Below are 7,655 nucleotides of genomic sequence, written 5' to 3' on the forward strand. Positions count from 1 at the left end.
CTCGGCGCACTCACTGTTCGACAGTTCCCTGAACTGTCTCTCGACGTTCGTGCCTGCGGAGTTCGACTCTCCTCGTCTCCTATCAGACATGACAAAACCCGCCATAAGGCGGGCTTTGATGTCTGGTGGAGATGAGGAGAGTCGAACTCCTGTCCGAAAATATTTCCACATCACTTTCTCCGAGCGCATATGATGTTTTGAATTTCGCTTTTCCGGGCGCCCGTCAGCAGGCTCAAGGAATTGCTATCTCGTTGGTCCCTTACAGTACCGAGAACTCCTGCAAGGTTTTCCTGTATAATCGATGCCAGGTCTTCAGTCTACAGGTAAGCTGAAGGTGACACGCGCGCTGCTTACGCAGCTAATGCGAAATTATTATTATTATTTTTAGCGTTTATATTTAAAACGGCCACTTTTAACGTAGACTTGGCGACTACGGCTCGCTTATGATACTTCTATACCCCCGTCGAAACCTTTACACCCCCATATAAAATATGTTTTGTGCTATAACTTGTACTAGTATTATACACTATTTTCACAAAAAAGAAACATTTATTCTTTTGCCGCTATGGCGTAATACAGCGAAAATTTCAAACATAACTTGTTCATATGATAACCTCTCTTCCATTTCTATATTCATATTATACTACATAGATAAGAGCAAGTATGTGACAAAACCCGCCATAAGGCGGGCTTTGATTGATTGTGAAAGTGAGTAGATGATTTGTTAAATATGCACTCCGATACTCCGAATATGCATGCCGATCTGTCGCATGTCGAGTTTGGCGCATATGACTTTTATGATAAAAGGCGAAAAAAGATGTCGTTTTTCTGAATTTGCTGCCGCCGCTTGTACAAAATGAACTCTGCAGCGTAATAAACTGGCAAATCGACCGGTCGACTGTCCTTCATGACGGTCGGCGCCGGTCTTATGATAATCATAGGATAACTTATCATGTATAATTGCTGTATAAAAATACAGCTTTTGTCTTATGAAGCGAAATATAGCCATCGCTCTGAAAAATTTCAGAAAAATGATGGTGAAAATCGCGATTTATCATAAAACACATATTGCGGCGCCCAACCGGAAGCCCAGCCGCCCAGAAGCCCAGCCGGAAGCCCAACCGGAAGCCAGCAAGCCGGCCGACCAGCAAATGGTTGACCTTTCCTGCAGAAGGTATATAATTAAAGATAGCGTTAATATTTTCACAAGAAAAGGAGCAGTAATTCAAATGATCGATTTTAACGAAGAGTATAAGAAGAAACTGAAGACGCCGGAAGAGGCAGTGCAGCTCATTCAGAGCGGCGACTGGATCGAGTACGGCCAGACAGCTAGCTTTGCGCCGGCCTGCGACAAGGCTTTGGCTAAGCGCATCGACGAGCTTGAGGACATCAAGATCTGGTGCGCCATTGCGCCGATCATCCCGGAAGCCGTTCAGGCTGACACGGAGCACCGAACTTTCATATATAATACCTGGCACGCATCGGGGGCCGAGCGCCACGGCATCGACCAAGGCGCGGGATACTTCTCGCCGCAGCTTTACAGAGATCAAGGTTCCTACTACGAGCGTGGCTACGCCAAATGCAATGTGGTCATGATTTCCGTTCCGCCTATGGATCGCCACGGCAATTTCAACCTTTCCCTGAACAACAGCTGCATGCAGGAAGCTTTTGATGCCGCCGACAGAATAATTCTGGAAGTCATCGAAGACAAGCCTACCGTTTTCGGAATGGAAAGAGATCATATAAATATCAGAGATGTGGACGCCGTAGTCGAAGGTCACGGCCATACTTCAACATTCCCGATTCCAGCCATCACAGAAGCCGACGAGAAAATCGCCAAGATCGTCTTCCCATTTATCGAAGACGGCGACACGGTTCAGCTTGGTATCGGCGGTATGCCTAACGCCATCGGTTCCATGATCGCAAATTCCGACCTGAAGAATCTGGGTATGCACACGGAACTTATGAGCGACGGCTATCTGGATCTGTACAGATCAGGCGTCATGAACGACAGCGCCAAGCCTGTCTTCCGCGGCAAAGGAATCTACTCGGTATGCGTTGGCAGCCGTGATCTCTATGATTTCATGGACTATAATCAGGGCATGCTTTCTATGCCTATGGCAAAAGTCAACGACCCATGGCTCATCAAAGAGCTGGATCACTTCATTTCCATCAACGGTTGCATCGCCACGGATCTTTACACGGTCAGGTATGCTCGGAAAGCGTTGGCACCAGACAGATAAGCGGAACCGGCGGCCAGTTGGATTTTGTTACTGGGGCTTACCTGGCAGACCACGGCAGGTCATTCCTGACAATGCCTGCTGAATTCACAGATAAAAACGGCAACAAACGGTCGACTATCAAGGCCAAGTTCACCGACGGCGACATCATCACGACGCCGAGATCCCAGACTCAGTACATCGCCACAGAATACGGCGTTGCATTCATGTCCGGCAAAACCACCTGGCAGCGGGCCGAATCGCTGATCAACATCGCGGCCCCTCAGTACAGAGAAGAACTCATCAAGGCTGCCGATGAGCAGCACATCTGGCGCAAATCGAATCAGCGCTAAGTCGGATCGCCGAGGCAGGCGCTTGGCATAGCTGATGCGCAATCGTCCATCACGGGCAAAAAAATAACGGCGACCGATATCGCAGGATAACTCCCTGCGGGCGGCCGCCATTTTTAATACAGTTTATCTGCGCTTCATGGCCTGTTCCATCTTACGGTTGGCGTCCTTACGGGCCAGGTCCTCACGCTTGTCGTAGTTTTTCTTGCCGCGGGCTATGGCGATCTGGAGTTTGCAAAGGCCCTTTTCATTTATATACATGTTCAAAGGGATTATTGTCAGTCCCTGCAATGTCGTAGCGCCAATGAGTTTGCGGATTTCTTTCTTATGCAGAAGGAGTTTACGCGGGCGCAAAGGATCCACGTTGAAGCGGTTTCCCTGTTCGTAGGGGCTGATGTTCATGCCATAAATAATAAGCTCGCCATTTTCGATCTTGGCGTAGCTTTCCTTGATACTTACCTTGCCGGCACGGATGGATTTGATCTCCGTGCCCGTAAGGACAATGCCCGCTTCATAAGTATCTTCTATAAAATAATCATGCCGGGCTTTCTTATTATTTGCTACTAGTTTTCTATCTTTCTTTGCCATTTCTCTATCCTTAGTCTGCGCGGCACCCATACTGTCTGCCGACGCCCGCGTTTGCGTTATATGCTCTTTATCTTTCCCGCTTTATTGAATGGGTAAAATCTGAAGATCACCTTACCCTTGATAAGACTTGATGACACGCAGCCAACGCTGCTGAACCTGCTGTCTGTACTGTGCTGCCTGTTATCACCCATGCAGAAATATTCGCCTTCCGGCACAGTGACTGATATGTCTCCCGCCGTGTAGCGATCTTCCGTGTAATAATCCGATTGCTGCTTGCCGTTAACGTAAACATCGCCGTTCTTAATAACGACTTTATCACCGGGCAGGCCGATGACACGCTTGATAAGCAGCTCTTTGTCCCCTTTGAAGCTGACCAGGCTGGACTGGAAGACCACCACATCTCCACGCTTAGGCGAAGACTTGGCGTAGGCCTCTTTGCTCAGGAGCAGGTAGTCCTTCTCGTGGAAATTCGGCTGCATGGAAATTCCGAAGACCCGGGTCGGCTCATAAAACTGCATTATTATGAAGACTATCACAAATGCTACCGTTACATCCTTAACTATTTCCTTCATTGCTCTTTCCTCATTTATTATACGGGTTCTTGATGGTCCCGAACTTGTTGAACGGGAAGGCTCGGAAGACCACTTTCCCCACTACTTTGCTTTCGCTGACACAGCCAACTTCTTCATAGCGGCTGTCGATGCTCACGTCGCGGTTGTCGCCCATGCAGAAGAGTTTCCCCTTCGGCACGGTCAGGCCGTCGATACTGCCGATAGTCTCGCCGCTCATGGTGTAGGACTGATCGTCCTCCTTGCCGTTGATATAGACTTTACCGTCCTTGATGTCGATAACGTCGCCCGGCACTCCGATGACGCGCTTGATGAGCAGTTTCTTCTTACCCGTTTCTGTCAGTAGATTGGATTTGAAGACGATTACATCGCCCTTCTTAGGCGTCTTGTCAAACTTGTAGGCCATCTTATTGATGAACAGATAATTGTTCGCATAAAAGTTAGGTTCCATAGAACTTTCCTTGACGATGGTCGGTTTGATGAACTGCACGATGACCACCGCGATTATTACTGCAATTACAATATCTCTTATCCACTCCATTGCTACTTTCTTCTTGTCTATCGGTGCCTTTTCTTTAACTTCTGTTGGATTTTCCATTCTCTGTTTTCCCCTCTATTCTGAACGATGATTGCTGTATTAGTCAAATAATTCGTTTTTTATCTTCATAAAATTCTCAGGCGGGTCGGCTGTTATGACCTTGCCATTGAGATATTCGTAACCCTCGGGACAGCCGTCAAACTTCAGTTTGTATGCATGAAGCAACTGTGTCGTCAGGCCGAAACGCCTCTTCATATTCTTATTCACAGTCCGGTTGCCGTACTTGACGTCGCCGATGACCGGATGCCCGCAGCTGGCCAGATGCACGCGTATCTGGTGGGTCCGCCCCGTGACAAGCTCGACCTCCAGCAAAGTAAAGTCACCCTTTGTGCGCAAAGGTCTGGCTATGGTTTCCATGACTTTCCCGCCGTCTGTGGCAATGCTTACGCGGTTGGCCTCCTGGTCCTTGGTCATCTGATCACGCAGGTGCAAAGTCTCGCTGACGCGGCCGCAGACGATGGTCATGTAATATTTGCTGACCATGTCCCGCTGGCGCAGGGCCTTATTAAAGGTCTGCAGGGTCTTATAGTTTTTACAAAATATGACCAGTCCGGTGGTGTTTCTATCCAAGCGGTTTACAGGCGCAGGCGCAAATGTCATCTCGGCCCGCGGATCGTAGTCGCCCTTTTCTATGAGGTAATCTATGACCTGATTGGTCAGGTGATTTTTCTTCTCGGTCTTGTCGCCGTGAGTCAGCAGCCCGAAGGGCTTGTCGGCCACCAGAATATTCTCGTCCTCGTAGGCGATGCCAAACTGGCGCTTGGCTCTGACCCGCCGACGCTCCTTGCGTAGGTCCGCAAGTTCCTCATCGGAAATGTACAGAGACAACTCATCGCCGGCCTGAAGTATGTGTTCCTCTTTCGCCCGCTTGCCGTTGACCTTCACATCCTTGCGAATGGCCTTATATATGAAACTCAGCGACGCCTTAGGAAGATATTTCCTCAGGAACTTGTCCAAACGCTGATTTTCCTCGTTTTCGCCTATTACCACCTTTATCATGGTTAATATTATACAACAGACACTGCGTTAAATCAAAACTAATTGAGGTTTTAGGCAAAGTATGTTAGAATATTTGGAGTTGAAAAGATAGAAACAGGAGGGATTAGATGAAAAAAAGGGATTTTAAGGATTTCCTTTACGATACTAATGATATCTGGTTGGCAATTGCGATCCTGGTGATCGCGGCCCTGATTATAATATGGCGCATAGACGTTATAATGGATTATCCCAAGACTCTGGACAAGAGTTCTGGCACGGTAACGACAACTCAGGAAAAGGCTTCAACTTCTACTGATAAATCTTCTAAGAGCGATTCCAAGACAGAGTCCAAGACAGAATCTAAGTCGTCAGCCGAAACTACGGCCACCCTTTGGAAGGATGGTAAACTGACGAAGGACGTTAAGGTCAAGGTCGCCAGTGGTTCAGTAACAGGAGCAGTCAACAGTCTGGTAGACGTCAAACTGTTCAGCAGTTATTCGGATTTCAAGAAGGCATGTAAGGCCGCTGGTGCCAAGCCATCCAAGATCAAGACGGGAACCTTTACTTTTAAGAAAGGCAGTACCAAGAAGTCTATAGCTAAGCAAGTTACGAAGTAGCAGCCGAAGGCCCGTGAGTCTGGCTGCATTAATTATTACATATAACAGAACGGAGGAACGAAAATGGCACTGGTTACTACAACTGAAATGTTTAAGAAGGCGCTCAACAGTGATTACGCTATCGGCGCTTTCAACGTTAATAATATGGAGATAATCCAGGGGATCGTCGACGCCGGTCAGGCTGAGAACGCCCCGCTGATTCTCCAGGTTTCTGCCGGAGCGAGGAAGTACGCCAAGCCGGTTTATCTGGTAAAGCTGGTGGAAGCGGCCGTTGAGGATACAGGCGTTGATCTGGCTCTCCATCTGGACCACGGCGCAGATTTCGAGATCTGCAAAAGCTGTGTGGACGGAGGCTTCACATCGGTAATGTACGATGGCTCCAAGCATCCTTTCGAGGAAAATATTCGTATAACAAAACAGGTCGTGGAGTATGCTCACGCTCACGGCGTAGTTGTGGAGGCTGAGCTAGGCAAACTGTCCGGCGTCGAAGACGCCGTCCATGTTGATGCTCGCGAGGCTTCTTTCACGGTTCCTGAGGAAGCGGCTGAATTCGTTGAAAAGACAGGCGTTGACTCTCTGGCCGTAGCTATCGGCACTAGTCACGGCGCATATAAGTTCAAAGGTACGCCTTATCTGGATTTCGAACGTCTGAAGACTATCCATTCGCTGATTCCTGACACGCCACTGGTTCTCCACGGAGCGTCGACTGTAATGAAGGAATTCGTCGACAGATGTAATGAATATGGCGGCGACATACCGGGCGCTCAGGGCGTTCCTGAGGATATGATCCGCGAAGCTGTCAAACACGGCGTGTGCAAAGTAAACATCGATACTGACCTGCGTCTGGCCATGACTGCTGAAGTCAGACGAGTTCTGGTGGAAAATCCTGCCGAATTCGACCCGCGTAAATATCTGGGTCCCGGCCGCGATGCCATCACTCGCATGGTTCGCCACAAGATCAAAGATGTACTCAACGCGACTAACAGACGCTAAGGCTGTAATATGTGCGGCATGACCACGGTCATGCCGTATTTTATTGGGCCTAGCAGCGGTTCTCATTCCTCAGTATCCGCTCCCAATCCAATTTGTTCCGGCCCAAATTCGGGCCAAATATGCATCGTCGCTGGCTATACTACCGGCCCGTCAATTGTCTCCCGGTACAGATAGGGTACTGTTCCATCAATGGTACCTTTATGCATAGGTCTATGCATAGCTGCTAATCTGTGCATAACTGTGCAATCGCAACGGTTATATGATATGGCATATCCGGAACGATTCCCTGATCCGGTCGAGTTAGCACAACGAAAATGTGTTTGGAGAACATTCTGGCATTCGGAAGTTGTGAGTATCATAGTTTGGGTGAAAAGTCCTCCGCGCACGTCTTGGCTCAATATCCGGAACGATAGTGCGAATTATATATTATTGTAAACCAAATTCGCACGTATTGGACTGATTCAAGATGTCAAGGTGCGCCCTGCTAGGCATGTTATCCATAATTGGAAATTTATGTTATCTGATTAGACCTTAAACGCACTTTTCCCCCTCTACAGCAGCTGATAAGTGCGAGGATAATCGTTGAAATTTAAATATGCGCACCTCCATGCTCTGAGAATCACTGATAAGTGCGGAAATGAATTTAAATGAGCTGGTACAATATAGTTGTAATACGTCTGTGACTTTTGTAAAATATAGTTATTATGAAAGGAGCACATCATGACACACTTTGAACCAGAAGT

The 7,655-nt window shown here is 48.1% G+C and carries 8 protein-coding genes and 1 other RNA gene; 4 read left to right on the forward strand and 5 right to left on the reverse strand.

What is annotated here, in order from left to right:
* Nucleotides 1–123: 123 nt before the first annotated feature.
* Nucleotides 124–482, reverse strand: a transfer-messenger RNA (tmRNA) gene (ssrA, locus tag EV211_RS10135).
* 747 nt (nucleotides 483–1,229) lie between these two features.
* On the opposite strand from ssrA, the gene EV211_RS10140 reads away from it, so the two are divergent.
* Together EV211_RS10140 and EV211_RS11010 are read left to right on the forward strand one after the other, a co-directional pair.
* The gene (locus EV211_RS10140) at nucleotides 1,230–2,243 is read left to right on the forward strand and encodes an acetyl-CoA hydrolase/transferase family protein (RefSeq protein WP_279222031.1); all 1,014 of its coding nucleotides are present in this window, start codon (nucleotides 1,230–1,232) and stop codon (nucleotides 2,241–2,243) included.
* Entirely contained in the window at nucleotides 2,138–2,572 is a 435-nt protein-coding gene (locus EV211_RS11010) for an acetyl-CoA hydrolase/transferase C-terminal domain-containing protein (RefSeq protein ID WP_279222032.1), read from the forward strand. The genes EV211_RS10140 and EV211_RS11010 overlap by 106 nt, the downstream gene beginning before the upstream one ends.
* A 123-nt stretch (nucleotides 2,573–2,695) precedes the next feature.
* Here EV211_RS11010 and smpB read toward each other — a convergent pair whose 3' ends face one another.
* The 4 genes from smpB to EV211_RS10160 are packed head-to-tail and all read right to left on the reverse strand — an operon-like array spanning nucleotide 2,696 to nucleotide 5,323.
* Entirely contained in the window at nucleotides 2,696–3,157 is a 462-nt protein-coding gene (gene smpB, locus EV211_RS10145; RefSeq protein ID WP_133529319.1) for an SsrA-binding protein SmpB, read from the reverse strand.
* Between the two features lie 56 nt (nucleotides 3,158–3,213).
* Nucleotides 3,214–3,729, reverse strand: a complete 516-nt coding sequence (gene lepB / locus EV211_RS10150) for a signal peptidase I (RefSeq protein ID WP_133529320.1) — start codon at nucleotides 3,727–3,729, stop codon at nucleotides 3,214–3,216.
* A gap of 10 nt (nucleotides 3,730–3,739) precedes the next feature.
* Nucleotides 3,740–4,324 (reverse strand): signal peptidase I, encoded by a 585-nt coding sequence (gene lepB, locus EV211_RS10155; RefSeq protein WP_133529321.1) that lies wholly within the window; start codon nucleotides 4,322–4,324, stop codon nucleotides 3,740–3,742.
* Nucleotides 4,325–4,363: 39 nt separating this feature from the next.
* The gene (locus EV211_RS10160; protein WP_133529322.1) at nucleotides 4,364–5,323 is read right to left on the reverse strand and encodes an RluA family pseudouridine synthase; all 960 of its coding nucleotides are present in this window, start codon (nucleotides 5,321–5,323) and stop codon (nucleotides 4,364–4,366) included.
* A gap of 107 nt (nucleotides 5,324–5,430) precedes the next feature.
* Between EV211_RS10160 and EV211_RS10165 the strand changes: the two genes are divergently transcribed.
* Nucleotides 5,431–5,919, forward strand: a complete 489-nt coding sequence (locus EV211_RS10165; RefSeq protein ID WP_133529323.1) for a hypothetical protein — start codon at nucleotides 5,431–5,433, stop codon at nucleotides 5,917–5,919.
* A gap of 63 nt (nucleotides 5,920–5,982) precedes the next feature.
* Nucleotides 5,983–6,912 carry a class II fructose-1,6-bisphosphate aldolase gene (fba, locus tag EV211_RS10170; RefSeq protein WP_133529324.1) on the forward strand — a complete coding sequence of 310 codons (930 nt, stop codon included), beginning with the start codon at nucleotides 5,983–5,985 and terminating at the stop codon, nucleotides 6,910–6,912.
* The last annotated feature ends 743 nt before the right edge of the window (nucleotides 6,913–7,655 follow it).

Origin of the sequence: Aminicella lysinilytica, assembly GCF_004362975.1 — a bacterium.
GTDB lineage: Bacteria > Bacillota > Clostridia > Peptostreptococcales > Anaerovoracaceae > Aminicella > Aminicella lysinilytica.